General features: G+C 42.2%; 13 protein-coding genes and 1 pseudogene. All 14 read right to left on the bottom strand.

Annotation, left to right across the window (positions count from 1 at the left end; all coding sequences use genetic code 11):
* Nucleotides 1-183: 183 nt before the first annotated feature.
* The 14 genes and pseudogenes from FTU83_RS03450 to FTU83_RS03385 all read right to left on the bottom strand — a co-directional run bounded on the left by FTU83_RS03450 (nucleotide 184) and on the right by FTU83_RS03385 (nucleotide 17,747).
* Nucleotides 184-744 carry a TPM domain-containing protein gene (locus FTU83_RS03450; protein WP_180077108.1) on the bottom strand — a complete coding sequence of 187 codons (561 nt, stop codon included), beginning with the start codon at nucleotides 742-744 and terminating at the stop codon, nucleotides 184-186.
* Entirely contained in the window at nucleotides 738-1,805 is a 1,068-nt protein-coding gene (locus tag FTU83_RS03445; protein WP_180077109.1) for a YgcG family protein, read from the bottom strand. The genes FTU83_RS03450 and FTU83_RS03445 overlap by 7 nt, the downstream gene beginning before the upstream one ends.
* A 29-nt stretch (nucleotides 1,806-1,834) precedes the next feature.
* A complete protein-coding gene (locus tag FTU83_RS03440; protein ID WP_078189372.1) occupies nucleotides 1,835-2,425 on the bottom strand; it encodes a LemA family protein in 591 nt (196 codons plus the stop codon).
* Nucleotides 2,426-2,587: 162 nt separating this feature from the next.
* Nucleotides 2,588-3,471 (bottom strand): annotated as a pseudogene (locus FTU83_RS03435) (metal-dependent hydrolase).
* A gap of 235 nt (nucleotides 3,472-3,706) precedes the next feature.
* Complete coding sequence (locus FTU83_RS03430; protein WP_180105680.1) at nucleotides 3,707-5,128, bottom strand: FAD-dependent oxidoreductase; 1,422 nt, start codon at nucleotides 5,126-5,128, stop codon at nucleotides 3,707-3,709.
* 69 nt (nucleotides 5,129-5,197) lie between these two features.
* The gene (gltB, locus tag FTU83_RS03425) at nucleotides 5,198-9,673 is read right to left on the bottom strand and encodes a glutamate synthase large subunit (RefSeq protein WP_180105689.1); all 4,476 of its coding nucleotides are present in this window, start codon (nucleotides 9,671-9,673) and stop codon (nucleotides 5,198-5,200) included.
* Between the two features lie 446 nt (nucleotides 9,674-10,119).
* On the bottom strand, nucleotides 10,120-10,959 hold the full coding sequence (locus FTU83_RS03420) for a hypothetical protein (RefSeq protein WP_180064857.1): 840 nt from the start codon (nucleotides 10,957-10,959) through the stop codon (nucleotides 10,120-10,122).
* Nucleotides 10,960-10,966: 7 nt separating this feature from the next.
* Complete coding sequence (aroB, locus tag FTU83_RS03415; protein ID WP_180064858.1) at nucleotides 10,967-12,049, bottom strand: 3-dehydroquinate synthase; 1,083 nt, start codon at nucleotides 12,047-12,049, stop codon at nucleotides 10,967-10,969.
* Nucleotides 12,050-12,063: 14 nt separating this feature from the next.
* Nucleotides 12,064-12,609 (bottom strand): shikimate kinase AroK, encoded by a 546-nt coding sequence (gene aroK / locus FTU83_RS03410; RefSeq protein ID WP_180064859.1) that lies wholly within the window; start codon nucleotides 12,607-12,609, stop codon nucleotides 12,064-12,066.
* Nucleotides 12,610-12,645: 36 nt separating this feature from the next.
* Nucleotides 12,646-14,748, bottom strand: a complete 2,103-nt coding sequence (gene pilQ / locus FTU83_RS03405) for a type IV pilus secretin PilQ (RefSeq protein WP_180064860.1) — start codon at nucleotides 14,746-14,748, stop codon at nucleotides 12,646-12,648.
* Nucleotides 14,749-14,765: 17 nt separating this feature from the next.
* Nucleotides 14,766-15,293, bottom strand: a complete 528-nt coding sequence (locus tag FTU83_RS03400; protein ID WP_180064861.1) for a pilus assembly protein PilP — start codon at nucleotides 15,291-15,293, stop codon at nucleotides 14,766-14,768.
* Nucleotides 15,290-16,006, bottom strand: coding sequence for a type 4a pilus biogenesis protein PilO (locus FTU83_RS03395; RefSeq protein ID WP_180064862.1), 717 nt, complete (start codon nucleotides 16,004-16,006; stop codon nucleotides 15,290-15,292). Before FTU83_RS03395 ends, FTU83_RS03400 begins: the two co-directional genes overlap by 4 nt.
* The gene (locus tag FTU83_RS03390) at nucleotides 16,003-16,689 is read right to left on the bottom strand and encodes a PilN domain-containing protein (protein WP_078189382.1); all 687 of its coding nucleotides are present in this window, start codon (nucleotides 16,687-16,689) and stop codon (nucleotides 16,003-16,005) included. The genes FTU83_RS03395 and FTU83_RS03390 overlap by 4 nt, the downstream gene beginning before the upstream one ends.
* Nucleotides 16,689-17,747, bottom strand: coding sequence for a pilus assembly protein PilM (locus FTU83_RS03385; protein WP_078189383.1), 1,059 nt, complete (start codon nucleotides 17,745-17,747; stop codon nucleotides 16,689-16,691). The genes FTU83_RS03390 and FTU83_RS03385 overlap by 1 nt, the downstream gene beginning before the upstream one ends.
* Nucleotides 17,748-17,868: the final 121 nt, after the last annotated feature.

The following is a 17,868-nucleotide window of genomic DNA, read 5'->3' as shown; positions in this document are numbered from 1 at the left end:
TTTAATTTAATTATTTAATAAAGCTATGTAGCTTGTTTTATAAATAGCACAGAGCGTGCCAAGATTTATTATAATAAAATTGACAGAAAAAACAGCACTTTAAGAAAATATTTTTATTTTTGTAAATATTATGTCTCTTTTTGTGTAAAAAAGTGACGATTTGTGTCACTTTCCTACGCTTTATTACCTCAAAATAATTGGTGTATTGCTCAGTTCATTGGCACGGTCTACAGACTTACCTGCATAAAACTCATCCATGACATTTCCGATCTCTTTTACACCCTCTGTCATGGCAGTCCTATACATCTCTTTTTGCATGTGTTGAATGATCCTTTGGCAAATTCCATCCCAAATATTTTGCTCTGTTGCATTTTTAATGCCGCGATCAATCACAATTTCAACCTGACGTTCACACAGGTTTAAATACAGTAAAACACCACTATTAAATTCCGTATCCCACACACCCAGTTCCGCAAAGAGCTGTTCAGCACGTGCACGAGTATTCTGATAATAAGCTTGGTTTGAAGGAATATGCCCTTCGATCACCACTTGTATTTCACCTACATGTCCATGCTCTGCTGCTGTGACTGCTTGCGCAATGGCCTGCTGATCTTGCTTATTAAAAAAACGGTTTGCCGCAGGCATATAAAAGAAGTGCTTCAACCAGCGTTTAAAACTTGGTTGTTGTATTTCCTGTGTTTTAGGACAGGTGACAATTTCTGTTGTTTCTGTTTTCGTTACCATGAACCTGATGCTCCCCCTCCGCCAAAACCACCACCGCCTCCGCTATAGCCTCCGCCACCAAAGCCACCACCTCCGCTACGGCCTCCACCACCCCCACCACCGGCAAGGAACATTTGAAAAATGGTTTGAGCAATAGCAGTGATGAGTAGAAAGAATATTGCCCCACCCATCAACAGACTGGTGAGTAGACCTGCACCATTGACCAAACCCGCAACGGTCCCGGCAACAGCTGCAGTTGACGCACTTAAGCGCTTACCCACAATAAAGGATGCAAAAATACCAATCACCAAAATAATGAGAACCGTTGTAAACGTTTTCTCTTTGGCTTGTTGCTCGTGTAAGGCTTGTTCCTGACGTTCTTTCAGCTCTTGGGCTGCTTGAGCTGCAACTTCAGGGTCTTGATTTAAAATACGTGCTATTTCCGTTAAGCCAGCATCTATGCCTTGAGCATATTGGGCTTCCTTAAAATGAGGTGTAATTTGATTTCGAATTATGCGACTAACGATGATATCGGGCATGATTCCTTCTAACCCATAACCCGTTAATATTTGTATGCGACGATCATTCACAGCGATCGCCATCAATATCCCGTTGTCACGTTTTGCTGAACCGAGTTGCCATTTTTCTGCAACACGCATGGCATAATCAAAAATATCTTCTTGACCTGTGGTTGGCACAATCACGACACCAATTTGCGCCTTGCCTTGTTCGTGTAACTGTAAAATTTTCTGGCTAATGGCTTGCTTTTCAGCAGCGGAAAGTAAGTTTGCCTGATCAACTACAGGTTCATTGAGCGTCGGCAAGCCACGAATCGACTCGCCATCTGCCATATCATTGGCGATATTCGGCTGCTGAATTTTGATTTCAGGCTGTGCTGTTGTTTCTTTTTGCGTAGCTGACTGCTGATCTTTTAATATTTTACCGACAACAACTGTTTCAGCATCTACATCTGTAGCGGTGGCAGTTTCTGCATGTGTGAAACCCACCACACACAATAAGCATGCTAAGACTATGCGCTGCAGCCACAACAAACCTGTATGTTTTAGCTCAAAAACCACCATCAGCCCACCTCACAATGCAGTGACGCCAATTAATTAAAATCAACTTTTGGTGCAGTTTGTGCACTTTGCTCTGCGCTAAAGTTAGGCTTTGTATCCATACCAATGACTTTAGCCGTCATCACTTGCGGGAACTGGCGTGCATAGCCATTAAAGTCTTGTACCGTAGTAATGTAGCGATTACGTGCGACAGCGATCCTGTTTTCAGTGCCTTCAAGCTGTACCTGTAAATCACGGAATTGCTCATTGGCTTTTAAGTCTGGATAATTTTCCGAGACTGCAATTAAACGAGAAAGTGCGCTGGTCATCTGCGCTTGAGCTTCTTGATATTTTTGGAACAGTGCTGGATCTTCCAAAACTTCCTTATCCACTTTTAAGCCCGCAACATTGGCACGTGCTTGAGTCACTTCTGTCAGTACTTGTTCCTCATGTTTCGCGTAACCTTTAACCACATTGACAAGGTTAGGTACCAAATCTGCACGGCGTTGATATTGGTTTTGCACTTCAGACCATGCTGCTGTAACGGCTTCGTCTTTAACTTGTAATGTGTTATAGCCACAACCACTGAGGGTCAATGTACTGACTAATGCGATTGCGAGCATGCTTTTTTTCATTGAATTCATAACCCTTAACCTCAAGTATTTATTTGTAATTGTTTAAATAAATTCATTCTAACCCTATTTTTCGAATGAATTATGTATTTTCTTTGTGATTAAACTGATCCACTCGAAAAATATTTAGCATTAAAAAAAGCCCACGACTCGGGCTTTTTTTATCATATTGAACTAACTATACAATTGCGGTGTAATTTCAGTCTGAAAACTTTCCATTTGATATTCATCAGCAAGGCGTTCTTTCCAATATTTCACAAACTGACTGTAATCAATTTCGCTCGGATGGAATTCTGCTTTGTAATATGACAAATATTCTGGCGTCAGTTGAATAAACATTTTTGCCAGCAAATATGCCCCGAAAATATTTCCACCCAGCTTTGGCAAACTTTTTTCTTATCCTGCATAAATAGCTTTGTTGCAGAATAAAACGTAAGACTAGCAAAACCTGTGGTCACACTGCGCATAATCATGCGACGTATTTTGTCATCACCGTAGACATGCTGATATACATCGAATGCCACCGCGCGATGCTCAATTTCTTCAATCGCATGCCACACCCAAAGTTTCACCGCATCATCATCTAAAGTACTGAGCACTTCAGGATGTCTTAAAATATAGCCGCCAAGTAAAGCGGTAAAATGTTCAAATGCACAGGTAATTGCCAGCTGAATCTTTGGATGTAAGTTTTTTACATAGCTGTCTTTACGTGCCAGCCATGCTTGGAAACGATCTAAATTATAGGTTTCACTGCGCCAAGCATCGTTAAATTCAGCATGGGCTTTGGAATGCATCGCTTCTTGCCCAATGAATGCTGCGATCTCAGCTTGTAATTTTTCATCACTGACTTTATCGCGTACATTGCGCACGCTATGCACAAAGAATTGCTCACCAATGGGAAAGGTCGATGACAATGCCGTCAACAAATACGACATCACCGGTGAATTTGCAAAATAATGCCGGCGAATCGCTTTAGGATTGAATTGTGCTCGACGTACCGTAATGCCAATGGCTTTCGGACGATTTAGATATGTTTTTTGTGTCGTCACTTGCGTCATGGTCGCTTCCTAAGATTTGGATCATGATCGCAGTATGTAATTCCTAAGCTCTTTCACACATGGCAAAATGTGCTAGCACATTTGCATAATTCACCATTCTAAAGCGCTGTCTGACAACTTTGCAGTGTATTTATCTGCAAAATCTATTCACGTGTCATTTGAGGTAAATTCCAAAAAAAACCCGCCGAAGCGGGTTTTTTGAATAAATCCAGTGTAAGCACTGGCGTGTCATGACTTAAACATCTAAGTAGTCAAGAATACCCTCTGCAGCTTGGCGACCTTCCCAGATTGCGGTTACCACAAGATCAGATCCACGTACCATATCACCGCCGGCAAAAATTTTCGGATTCGATGTTTGGAACTTAAATTCTTGCTGTTCAGCAGCAATGACGCGGCCTGAACCATCCATACTGATGTTTGATGTTGTAAACCAATCTGCGGGGCTGGTACGGAAACCAAAGGCTAGCAATACTGCATCTGCTGGTAAAATTTCTTCTGAACCTGGAACTGGCTCAGGGCTACGACGACCGCGACTATCAGGCGCACCAAGCTGTGTAGTCACAACTTTAACACCCGTTACTTTGCCATTTTCACCCACAATTTCAATCGGCTGACGATTAAATTGGAAATCTACACCTTCTTCACGCGCATTTTTCACTTCACGACGCGAACCCGGCATGTTTTCTTCGTCACGACGGTAGGCACAAACAACCGATTCGGCACCTTGACGGATCGAGGTACGGTTACAGTCCATCGCGGTATCACCACCACCGAGAACAATCACTTTTTTGCCTTCCATGCTGATGTATTCAGATGGATCTTTTTCCCAACCTTGCGTACGGTTGACATTGGCAATCAAGAAATCCAGTGCATCATGCACACCAACAATGTCTTCACCCGCAAAACCGCCCTTCATGTAGGTATAGGTTCCCATACCCATGAATACAGCGTCGTAATCAGCCAATAGCTGATCTATCGTCACATCTGTACCAATTTCGGTATTTAGACGGAATTCAACGCCCATGCCAGAGAAAATCTCACGGCGACGTTTCATTACGTCTTTTTCCATTTTGAATTCTGGAATACCAAAAGTCAGCAAACCACCAATTTCAGGACGTTTGTCGAATACAACTGGCTTCACACCATTACGTACAAGAATATCTGCACAGCCAAGGCCAGCAGGACCTGCACCAATAATCGCAACTTTCTTGTCTGTCCACTTAACGTGTGACATATCTGGACGCCAGCCCAATGCAAAAGCCGTATCGTTAATGTATTTTTCAGCATTACCAATGGTGACTGCACCAAAGCCGTCATTTAGCGTACACGCGCCTTCACATAAACGGTCTTGCGGGCACACACGACCACAAACTTCAGGCAAGGTGTTGGTTTGATGACACAATTCTGCCGCTTGGAAAATGCGACCTTCTGCAATCAGTTTTAGCCAGTTTGGAATGTAGTTATGTACTGGACATTTCCATTCACAATACGGGTTACCGCAACCTAAGCAGCGGTGTGTTTGGTTTTTTGCAACTTCAGCTGTAAACGGTTTATAGATTTCCACAAATTCTGCTTTGCGGACAACTAGATCTTTTTTCTCTGGATCTTGGCGTGCTACATCCAGGAACTGAAAGTCATTATTTAGGCGCTCTGCCATGTCTCTCTCCGTGGGTAGGTGTAAGCATGTTTGCACTTACACCTGCCTATCAAATCTGCAGTAGTGGAATTATTGTGGATCAGCTTGAGTTGTTTTCAACAAAGTCTGCAAATTAGCAGCTTTTGGTTTCACAAGCCAGAATTTGCGGCTATAGAAGTCAAACTCGTTGCGGATCTTATACGCCCAAGCACTACCTGTTTCTTTAATATGTTCATCTAAGATACGGCACAAGAACTCTTTGTGTTCTTCCATCGACTCTGTAGAGATACGGTTCAATTCAATTAATTCGTGGTTGTAATGGTCAACAAAGTCATTGTCGAGGTCGAGCACATAAGCGAAACCGCCTGTCATACCCGCGCCAAAGTTATGACCCACTTTACCCAATACAGTCACGATACCACCTGTCATGTATTCACAGCAGTGGTCGCCTGCACCTTCAATCACAGCAAACGCACCCGAGTTACGTACTGCAAAACGCTCGCCTGCTGTACCTGCAGCAAACAATTTACCGCCTGTTGCACCATATAAACAGGTGTTACCAATGATTGCAGTATTTTGCGTTTGGAACGGTGAACCTTTAGGCGGGAAGATTGAGATACGACCACCAGCCATACCTTTACCCACGTAATCATTCGCATCGCCTTCTAGGCTGATGTGTAAACCGCCTGCGTTCCAAACACCCAATGACTGACCTGCAGTCCCTGTTAATTTAACTTTAACAGGATGCGCTTCCATACTGAGGTTGCCATAACGTTTTGCAATCTCACCCGAAATACGCGCGCCTATTGAGCGATCACAGTTACCAATTGTGAAGCTATATTCACCGCCTGTGCCTGCTTCAATCGCTGGCAGCATTTCAGCTACCATTTTCTCAGCCAATAAGCCTTTATCGAATGGTGCATTGCCTTGTACTTCACAGTACTGAGCTTTACCTTCAGCCGCAGGATGCGATTGGAGTAATGCACTCAAATCAAGGTGTGCATGTTTTTCAGTTTCACCTGGAAGCATTTCCAGTAAATCTGTACGGCCAATCAAATCTTTCAGACTTGATACGCCTAGCGCTGCTAACCATTCACGTGTTTCTTCCGCAATAAAGTGGAAGAAATTGATCAGCATTTCAGGCTCACCGATATAGTGTTCCTGACGTAAATGATCTTGCTGTGTTGCAACACCGGTCGCACAGTTGTTTAAATGGCAAATACGCAGGTATTTACAACCCAATGCGATCATCGGTGTAGAACCAAAACCGAAACTTTCAGCCCCAAGAATCGCTGCTTTCACAACGTCTAGACCTGTTTTCAAGCCACCATCAGTTTGTACACGGACTTTGCCACGCAGGTCATTCACACGAAGCGCCTGATGCGCCTCAGATAGACCAAGTTCCCATGGAGAACCTGCATGGTGAATTGAAGAAAGTGGAGAAGCCGCTGTACCGCCGTCATAACCAGAAATGGTAATGAAGTCTGCGTATGCTTTTGCTACACCTGCCGCAATCGTACCGACACCCGGCTCAGAAACCAGCTTAACGGACACCATCGCCTGTGGGTTAACCTGTTTTAAATCGAAAATTAACTGTGATAAATCTTCGATTGAGTAGATGTCGTGATGCGGCGGCGGAGAAATTAATGTCACACCCGGTACTGAGTAACGTAAACGTGCAATTAAGCCATTCACTTTACCGCCCGGCAACTGACCACCTTCACCTGGTTTTGCACCCTGAGCCACTTTAATTTGAAGGACTTCTGCAGAAGTTAGATATGCAGGGGTCACACCAAAACGGCCAGATGCAATTTGTTTGATTTTCGAGTTACGGATAGTGCCGTAACGCGCTGGGTCTTCGCCGCCCTCACCTGAGTTCGAGCGACCACCAATGGTATTCATTGCGATTGCAATAGCTTCGTGTGCTTCAGGTGACAAAGCACCTAAAGACATCCCAGCCGAGTCAAAACGTGGCAGAATTTCTTCAACGGATTCAACTTGATCGAGTGCAATCGATTGATCTGTTTTCAGCTTAAATAAGTCACGAATCGTCGCGATTGGACGGTTATTCACTAGCTCTGCGTATTCTTTAAAGTCCGCATAATTACCAGAACGCACAGATTTATGCAGTGCATTGATCACGTCTGGGTTAAATGCGTGATATTCCTTACCGAATACAAATTTCAGCATACCGCCTTGATCGATTGGCTTACGTGATTTCCACGCCAAATCTGCCAATTTTTTCAAGTCATTTTCTAGATCAGAGAATGTTGCGCCTTTAATACGGCTCGGTACACCAGTAAAGCATTTTGCAACCACTTCATCAGAGAGGCCGACCGCTTCAAACAACTGACCGCCACGGTAAGAGGCAACAGTAGAAATACCCATCTTAGAAAGGACTTTCAATAAGCCTTTTTCAATGCCTTTACGGAAGTTCGCTTGCGCATGGATTGGGTCACCCAACAACTCACCTTTGGCGATCAAGTCATTGATCACGTCATAAGCTAGGTACGGATAAATCGCAGTTGCACCAAAACCAAGAATCACCGCAAACTGATGTGCATCACGCGCCAAACCAGTTTCCACAATGATGTTGGCATCTGTACGTAGACCCACATTGATTAAATAGTGGTGAACCGCGCCTGTTGCCATTAATGCATTTGCAGGTAAGAAGCCTTGACGGATTTTCTTATCAGACAATACAAGTAATGTCTTTCCATCGCGAATCGCTTGCGCAGATTCTTCACAAATACGTGCGATGGCAGCTTCTAAGCCTTCATCTTCTACATAGTTCAGGTCGATATCTGCAATCTCGTAACCTTTACGACCAAGGGTACGGATTTGATGCATTTTCGAATTTGACAGTACTGGGCTTGAAATGATCAGACGATCTGCATGCTCTGGACCTTGTTCAAATACATTTTGTTCACGGCCGAGGCATGTCTCTAACGACATTACGATCGATTCACGCAATGGATCGATTGGCGGATTCGTAACCTGAGCGAACTGCTGACGGAAGTAGTCAGACACATGGCGCACCTGACGAGACAATACTGCCATTGGCGTATCGTCACCCATTGAGCCCACGGCTTCCTGACCGCTTTCAGCGATTGGACGAAGCAATTGGTCACGTTCTTCAAATGTCACCATGAACATTTTTTGTGAAGCTTTCAGGTCATCACCTTTTAAGCCTTGATCACATAAATATTCTTCTAGCTCTGGACTACCTTGCACACGTACTGAGTTTTCACGTAACCACTGACGGTACGGACGCATACGTTTGAGGTGATTACTCACATCTTGAGTATCGAGCATTTTGCCGGTAAAGGTATCGATCACCAAGATTTGACCCGGACCGACACGACCTTTAGATACAACGTCTTCTGGTTCATAACCCCAAACACCAATTTCGGATGCCAAAGTAATGTAACCATTTTTGGTAATCACCCAACGTGCTGGACGTAAACCATTACGGTCAAGCATACAAATCGCATGACGACCATCTTGAATTACCAGACCTGCTGGACCATCCCAAGCTTCCATATGTTTTGAGTTGAATTCATAGAATGCACGTAAATCCGCATCTAAAGTTTCAACGTTTTGCCAAGCTGGTGGAACCAACATGCGCAGCGCACGGAACAAATCCATACCGCCACCAACAAGGATTTCCAGCATATTGTCTAAGCTTGAAGAATCCGAACCTGTACGGTTTACAATTGGATTCAGCTCAGTTAAACCCGGCAATAATGGGTTTTCAAATTTTGGTGTACGCGCCATCGCCCAGTTACGGTTTGCGGTAATGGTGTTAATTTCACCATTGTGCGCCAAGTAACGGAACGGCTGTGCCAAAGGCCAACGCGGCAAGGTATTGGTTGAGAAGCGCTGATGGAATACCACGATGTGTGACTTTAAACGCTCATCAGCAAGATCGGTATAGAAGTCAGCAATGGCTGCTGGCATCATCAAACCTTTATAGCTGATCACAGTTGAGCATAAAGTGGTTACATAGAAGTATGGGTCAGCAGTCAGTTGTTGTTCTGCACGACGACGTGCCATCACCAACTTACGGTTGAATTCAACCTCTGAAACACCCATTGGGCAATTCACGATAATTTGTTCAAAGGCAGGCAATGACTGCATCGCGATTGAACCCAATGCATCGTTATTGGTTGGCACAACACGCCAAGCGATGACTTTACAGCCTTCGTCTTCGATTTCTTTGGTTAAAATTTGTTTTGCATGTGCGGCTAATGCAGGGTCTAGATTTAGAAATACCGTACCCACAGCAAAGATTTCACTCAATGTAATGTCACTGAGTTTTTTCGCTTCTTCACGGAAAAATTCTTTGGGCATAGCAAGGAGTAGACCACAACCGTCACCGGTTTTGCCATCTGCGGCAATACCACCACGGTGGGTCATACAACTTAAACTATGCATTGCGGTTTTGACGAGATCATGGCTTGCATCACCCTGCATATGGGCGATTAAACCGAAACCACAGTTATCTTTAAACTCATCCGGTTGGTATAAACCTTGAGCGGGAGCTACAGTATTAGGCGATGGCATGTGCATAGCGTACCCTTCTTTTCTTTACAGCTCTTTCGAGCACTTAACAAACTAATTTCTTGTTGCGATTCGTCTTAACTTACTCACATGAATTGTTCTGTCGAGCAAAATTATTTCTTATTCACACCCTTAAGATAAACCGAATTCATCTTTGATGCATGAATAAAAAGTCAAATTTTCTGCTTTTGCAGTTCAGATCAGGGATAACGACTGGATTAATGACTTCGCACTTTTATCGAATCATTTTCGCGCCAAAACAGGGAGAAAAGTTCAATTTACGCACCAATTAAGCAATTTATATGCCAACTTGATGCATTTTCTCCTAAGATGGCTGATTACAAGCATTTTTTAGTTATAACAAATAATTCAAATTGTTCTTTTTTTATTTTATGCACTTTTTCTGTGCAGTTTAAGCTTTCCCTAAGACGTCTTGCGCTATTTTAGAACTAATTAAAAGGATCGGTTACTTCTTGTTCTACCGGTGCAGGTTTTGGACGTGGTGCATCTACACTACTTTGTGATTTTTGCACATCAATCACATTTCCTTCAGCATCTCGACGTGTCACCGTAGTACTTGTCGTTGCATTAGTTGGTGTTGTTACCGTCGTTGCAGCCGCTGCTTTTCGTGCGGCGATTTGAGCTTCATCAATTTTCGGTAAAGGTACAGATTTTAATTTAACAGCATATAACTTTTGACTCGACGACATTTCTTCCGTGCCTAAGTCATTCACATATGCTTGATATTGTTTAAATTCAACAACCTCAGGTTTGATTGAAGCAGGCATAGCGATGTTGAGGCTCGACATTGCAGCTTTGGCATCATTTTGCGACGAATATGGTCCTGTTAAAATGACGTATTGCTCAGGATGGTCTTCACCAGAAAGACGTAGATAAATAAATTTGTGACGCTCAGGCTGCTTACGTAAGAAGCTTTTTAAAATATCTTCTTCAGAAACCCGAAATAATTCAACACCATAAAGCTTGGCAGAGTCATTAATAAATTTAGTGCCGCGAAATTCTGGCTCATGTTGAGCTGTAGCAACCACACGGGTCGTCATATCAAGTGGACGTACTTCTTCATTTAATGCACCAAGATGGGACATTGCTGCCACTTTCTCTGGCTGAATTTGCAAATCCACTTCGGTTTCAGCTTGCTTTTCAACTTCAACCAATTCTTTGGTATCTGTAATCGCCCAGAAAACCAATGCAGCGAACAGACACACAGCTCCACCCACCAACCATGCGTAGTGATGAACTTTTTGCCATTGAGACTGCCGCGCTGCCATGATGTACCTACTCTGCCTGATTTGTCAAAATTGCCTGTTTCATTAACTCAACATCAAACTCTTTGGTGATGATGGCCTGACCTAATGATTTCAGTAAAATAAGTCGTAATTGCCCATTCAATACTTTTTTATCATGAGACATATACGCCAAAAAATCCTCTAGCGGAATTTTAGGGCAAACTATCGGTAATTGTGCACGTAAAATGATTTTTTTTGTACGCTCTAAATCTTCAACTGTGATCCAGCCCATGCGCTGCGATAAATCAGCTGCCATCACCATCCCTGTTGCAACTGCTTCACCATGCAGCCAGACACCATAGCCCAGATAAGACTCAATCGCATGACCAAAAGTATGACCCAAGTTCAGTAATGCACGTTCACCTTGTTCTTTTTCATCATTCGCGACAATCCGGGCTTTATGCGCACATGAACGGTAAACTGCCTCAGCCAATAATGTGGCATCGCCTGCAACTAAAGCGTCCATATGCTGTTCAAGCCAAGTTAAAAACTCTACATCGCCTAAAAGTGCATATTTAATCACTTCGGCTAAACCAGCAGAAAGTTCACGTGGAGGTAAGGTTTTTAACTGTGCCATATCCGCCAATACCACTTGGGGTTGTTGGAAAGCGCCAATCATATTTTTACCTAGTGGGTGGTTAATCCCTGTTTTCCCTCCAACGCTCGAATCCACTTGTGAGAGTAAAGTCGTTGGAACTTGAATAAAATACACACCGCGCTGGAAACATGCCGATGCAAAACCGGCCATATCTCCAATCACTCCCCCCCCCAAGGCAAGTACGGTGCAATCTCGGTTAAAACCTGATTCAAGCAACGCATCAAAAATTAGATTTAAGTGTTCACTGTTTTTGAATTTTTCACCATCGGGCAAAATACATGTCGCAACGGTTTTACCCAAACCCTCAATAGCACGTACATAATGCTGTAAATACAAAGGTGCGACTGTTGTATTTGATACGATCATCACCTGCTTACCGTGAATATAAGGTTCAAGTAAGCTTTCTGGGTTTAAATCACTGCCAATAAAAATGGGGTAACGACGTTCACCAAGTTCAACATGTAAGGTTTGCATGAATTTAACCTTTTCTAACGAGATATATTTTGTGAAACAATTAAATTAAAAATTTTTTGCGCAAGATCTCGCGCGGCACCTTGATTGGTTTCAATAATATAGTGCGCGACTTCACGATAAAGTGGATCACGTACAGCCAATAAATCTCGAAGCTTCTGTTCAGGATTTTCGACTTGAAGAAGTGGACGATTTTTGTCGCGGTAGGTTCGTTGTAACTGAATTTCCACCGGAGTATACAGATAAACAACAATACCCCGTTGTTTTAAAAATTCACGATTGGGAGCCTGAGTGACCGCACCACCACCAGTGGCAAGCACCAGCTGCTTTTTTGCAGTTAACTCATCAATTACATTCGTTTCACGACTTCGAAAACCAACTTCCCCTTCTTTTTCAAAAATCCAAGGAATCGTTGCACCTGTTTTACGTTCTATTTCATGATCACTGTCAAGAAATTCACGTCCTAACAACTCTGCTAAATGTCGTCCTACAGTTGTTTTTCCTGCCCCCATTGGCCCTACCAAATAAATATTTGGTAGGGTTTCAAACTCTTTGCTTGGCAAGGAGTCACCTATTTCTTTTGTTAAATTGAAAATATATTAATGATTTCTGGTAACACTGTCATTAACAATTCGTGGTGTAACAAAAATCAGGAGTTCTGTCTGTGCACTAGTTTTCACATTATTTTTAAATAAGTTTCCAACAACTGGCAAATCTCCTAAAAAAGGGACTTTGGTATACTGGTTTTGTTGAATGTCATCAAAAATACCACCAAGGACTACTGTTTCACCATCACCGACTAAAACATTAGTCTCAAGTTTATTGGTATTAATTAAATAGCCAGCTGCTGTTAATCGACCAACAGTATCCTTGTTAACTTTTAGATCCATTTGTACTTTCCCATCAGGTGTAATACTTGGAGTCACTTCCAGTTTCAGATTCGCATCAACAAAACTCGTTGTCGTACCGCCCTCAGCACTCCAGCTTTGATAAGGAATTTGATCTCCCCTCAAAATTGTTGCTTTTTGCTTATCTCCCGTTAAAACTTTAGGCGCTGCTAAAACTTCACCATGACCATCCGTTTGTAAAGCTGTAAGTTGTAGATCAAGCATAAAATCTGAAATTTTAAGCAACCCAAAACTAAAGTTTCCTGCCGATGCCGTCCCCAAATCTACCGCTAAATCCAACTTTGGAGAATAATCTCCCCCCCAAACATTTGATCCATTAGCACCCGCACTTAAACTTGGATTATTACGCTGTATACCCCAATTAACACCAAGCTCTCTCGAGAACTCTGTTTGAGCAGTCACAATTCTTGTTTCAACCATAACCTGCTTCACAGCAACATCTAATAGATCAATCATCTTACGAACTTTATCAATATTCTCAGATGTATCATTAACAATAAGTGTATTTGTCCTATTATCAGAAACAACACTACCTCTTGGGCTCAGTACACTTTCTAATGCAAGTGATGTACCTCCTGCTGTACCATTTGACTCTGCCCCTTTTCCATCTCGGGAATCTTCTAATAATTTTAAAATATCTGAAGATTTCGCATAACTCAGTTGAATATATTCCGTTTGAATTGGTGCTAATTTTATTCGCTGTGCAATTGCTTTCGCTTCATCATCTTCCGCTTTAATCAGCTCAGAAACTGGTGCAATCCAAATCACATTACCGTTACGACGTTTATCCAAGTTTTTGGTTTTTAACACAATATCCAATGCTTGATCCCAAGGCACATCTTTTAAACGCAGGGTAATATTGCCTTGGACGGTATCAGCCGCAACCATATTGATTTCAGTAAAATCTGCCAATAACTGCAAGACACGACGAACTTCAATATCCTGAAAATCTAAAGAGATTTTTTTACCCGTGTAATGATTGGCTGCTTTTGGACGTAATGGATTTTTATCTTCTGGACGCTTCAGACTAACCGTCAACTTATTGTCCGATTGATACGCCATGTACTCATAGCTGCCTGAAGATTGAATGGTAATAGTCCCATTACCGCCATCATTATGTGCATCTACGGTTGATACAGGCGTTGCAAAGTCATTCACATTTAAACGGCGTGTCAAATGTGTAGGAATTTTATTTCCTAATGTACGAATAACAATTTTACTGCCTTGTTGTTGCACATCAATAGGGGTATTTCCACCCAGTAAATCAACAACCACTTGGCCTTCACCATTCGACCCACGATGGAAACCAATATTTGAAATCCCTTGTTGCTGACGCTGAGCAACTGGTTCAGCAACACTCGCAGCTTGTGCTGAATTGATTTTTAAAATAAAGGTATTGCCTTCAACACGTGTGGTAAATGCACCTGCATTGGCCAAGTTTACAGTCAAACGTGCACGCTGTGCATCTGAAGTTACATCCACTGAACTTGCTTCAGCGGTTGCGACAGCAATTGAACTTTGCTTTAAATTTTGCTGTGCTTTATCAAAATCCAACACCAAACGTGAAGGTTGATCCAACTGGTATGCCTGTGGTTGTGGTGGTAAACCATTAAACATCACCCGAATTTCAGTTCCCTGACCTGGAATCTGCATCGGCACAATATTGGTTACACTGACCTGTGCACTGGCAACTTGCATCATCGCCATTGCAACAGCACCCATCGAAAACTGACGAAACACCTGCTTCATTGTATTGCCATCCCCAAAAATAAAATCTTGTACAGTATTTTTCATTTTTTATTCCTTTAAGCTTATGGCGCTGGCCCAATTAAAATGAGACTTCTCGGACGTTCGACATACCCTTCTCGACCATCTGGAATAATCTCAATCAAATCAATTTGTGTCGGGGTAATATTGACCACACGACCATGATTCAGCCCCATATAACTGCCACGTTGAATACGCTCAACCTCACCATCTGGTGTTTGAATTAAGGCCAAAGTCTGACCTGATTGATTACGCATGCTGCCTTTCATATTTAAGGTTTCAAGGGCATAGCTTTCCAAAGGTTGTGGCTGACGATTCAAGTTCGGATAAACGCGTTTACCCGCCATAATTTTCAGTTCTGCCGCGAGTGAGCTTGGTAAAAACGGACTCTTTAATGAATGCGCAGCATAATTAAAGGTCTCAACCGGTACAAAATCTGGCGCTGGCTCAATCGCCATCGGTTCCTGATTTCGAATATTGGCCATTTCCTGATTTACGACATCAATACGTGATTCACAACCTGCTAACAACATTACTGCAACAACAGAAAGTACCAATTTATTCATTTTCATTTTGGAGCCTCCCCTGTACTAGCTGCAGCTGTATCAGCAGCTTCAGTATTTCCAACATAGCGATATGTTTTGGCATTCAACACATAGTCAACTTTTGGAATATCTGAATTTTTTTCTTTATTTGCTGTCGCAATAATTGTGAAATTATGCAAAGTCACAATACGCGATAAACCGGCGATACCACTGACAAATGAACCAAAGGCATGATAATCCCCTGTTGCCTCAATACTGATCGGCTGTTCAATAAAGAATTCTTGTTTCACTTCTGGTTCAAGTCGAATAATTTTAAATTTCAACCCTGAATTCACACCAGTCAGGTTAATGTCTTCAACCAAGCCCGGAATTTCAGTTTCTTTCGGTAATTGTTCCAATTGCTGATTAAAACGCGCTTCCATATCTTGCAATTGCATTTCATATTGCTTCAAGTTACGCAGTTTTGAATCTTTTTCACGAAATTCATTTAATAAATTTTGTTCTTGCGCATTGGCATTGGAAATTGCATCAATCTTATTTTTAATCGCTAAAAAATAGCCCAAAATCGCCACAAGAATAATAATAAAGATCCAACAGGTGATTTTGACCGACAATGGCCAACTGCCATAGTTATTTGGATCTAAGGTATTAAACTGCTGCATGAACTTTTCAAGTGTCATTTTCTTTTTAGGCACGACGACAGCATCTTGATTCAATTGTTCAAATTCATCACGACTCATTTTGCAGCCTCCGGAGTTGGTGTTGCTGCAGTTTGTGCGTCAGATGTTTGCGCCGATGAAGCTGACTGTCCTGCATTTGCTGCTGGATCATTAATGGTCGGCTGCGCAATTTGCTCCAAATCAGCAGTCACAGTAAATGCACCATAAGATTCTTCTACGCGAGGAACCACTGACGTCGGCGCTTTGTCTTTTTTCTCTTCAGCCACAAGGAATGAGCTCATGAAGGCATTACGATACCAAGGTGATGCTTCCAAATTACGCAGTAAATCTGCAACAGTATTTGGACTTTCCGCACGCCCTTCGATCATAAATTTGTCGCCATTACGCTCAAATTTTGTGATGTACATATTGGCAGGTGTCACACGAACCAATTCATCTACAAGATGTACCGCGATTGGACGTTGACCTTGTAAGCCTTGAATCAGCTTCATGCGTTCAATAATGGCATTACGTTGTTCTTGCAAACCATCTAAAGACTTTAATTGAACATCTAAATTTTGGTTATGACTGATAATCAATTGGTTCGCTTGTTCTTGATCTTTTAATTTGTGATCAAAGTACAACCATGTTAAACCAACCCCAATTACCCCAATTAAGAAAGCCCCAATACAAAGTGCAATAAATTCTTTTTTTCGTTTCTCTCTTAGCTCATCACGCCAAGGGAGCAAGTTAATTTTTGCCATTAATCAAAACTCCTCAATGCTAGACCGCATGCCACCATGAGTGATGAGGCATCATTTTCAATTTTTTTAATATCAATTTGAGGTGAAAAACCCATTTGTAAGAATGGATTGGCAATCGTGACGCGGTAACCCAATTTTTGTTGAAGTAGTTTTGCAAGCCCCGGAATATTGGCATTCCCCCCTGCCAATAAAATATGGTCAATTTCGTTGAACTGTGAAGATGAGAAGAAGAACTGTAAAGAACGCGCTGCTTGTTGAACGACTGCTTCTAAGAAGGGTTCTAAGACTTCAACATCATAATCATCTGGCAAGGCACGTGTTTTTTTCGCACGACCCGCTTCTTCGAAAGACAATGCATAGCGATTTTGAATTTCCTGTGTCAACTGCTTGCCACCAAACACTTGCTCACGGGTATAAATCACTTTGTTATTCTGCATAACAGATAAGGTCGTCATACTATGACCAATATCTAAAATACCCACGGTATTTACACCCATTGGCAAAGTATCTGAGAAAACTTTAAATGCATTTTCAATTGCAAAGCTTTCTACATCGCCAATTTTTGGTGTCAGACCCGCAAGCTGAATGACTTCCGCACGCGCTTCAACATTTTCAATACGCGTAGCGACAAGTAAAACATTGACACGATTTGGATTAGATAGACGATCCGGCAAGACCTCAAAATCAAGGCTCGCTTCATCCAATGGGAAAGGAATATATTGCTCAGCATCATCACGAATCTGAATTTCACGTTCATCATCGTTCATATCTGCGTCCATTTCGATGATTTTTGTAATCACCATCGATGTTGGAACCGCTAAAGCTGCATTAGTGGTCTGCGTATTGGCCAAATTAATTGCGCGCTCTAAACAGTCACCGACAGCTTCCGGATTCAATATGTTCTTTTCAACAACACTTCCTTCTGGTAATGGGACCAAAGCATAGCTTTCTACCCAATACCGCCCACTCTTTACAGAAAGTTCCAAAACCTTAACAGAAGTCGAACTAATATCTACTCCTATTAACCCCTTATTTGGCTTACGATATAACCTGAGCACAATATAATTCCTATTATTTTTTTATCCCCAAAAAAATTAACCCACTAATTAGCATTGGTCTATAATTTTATACAGATACAATAACTCATCTAACAATCCGTATATCGAAAGGATATACTGA

The organism is Acinetobacter sp. YH12152 (genome assembly GCF_013418285.1).
Lineage (GTDB): Bacteria > Pseudomonadota > Gammaproteobacteria > Pseudomonadales > Moraxellaceae > Acinetobacter > Acinetobacter amyesii.
Note: the sequence above shows the minus strand (reverse complement) of the source record. Positions and strands in the feature narration are given on the sequence as shown.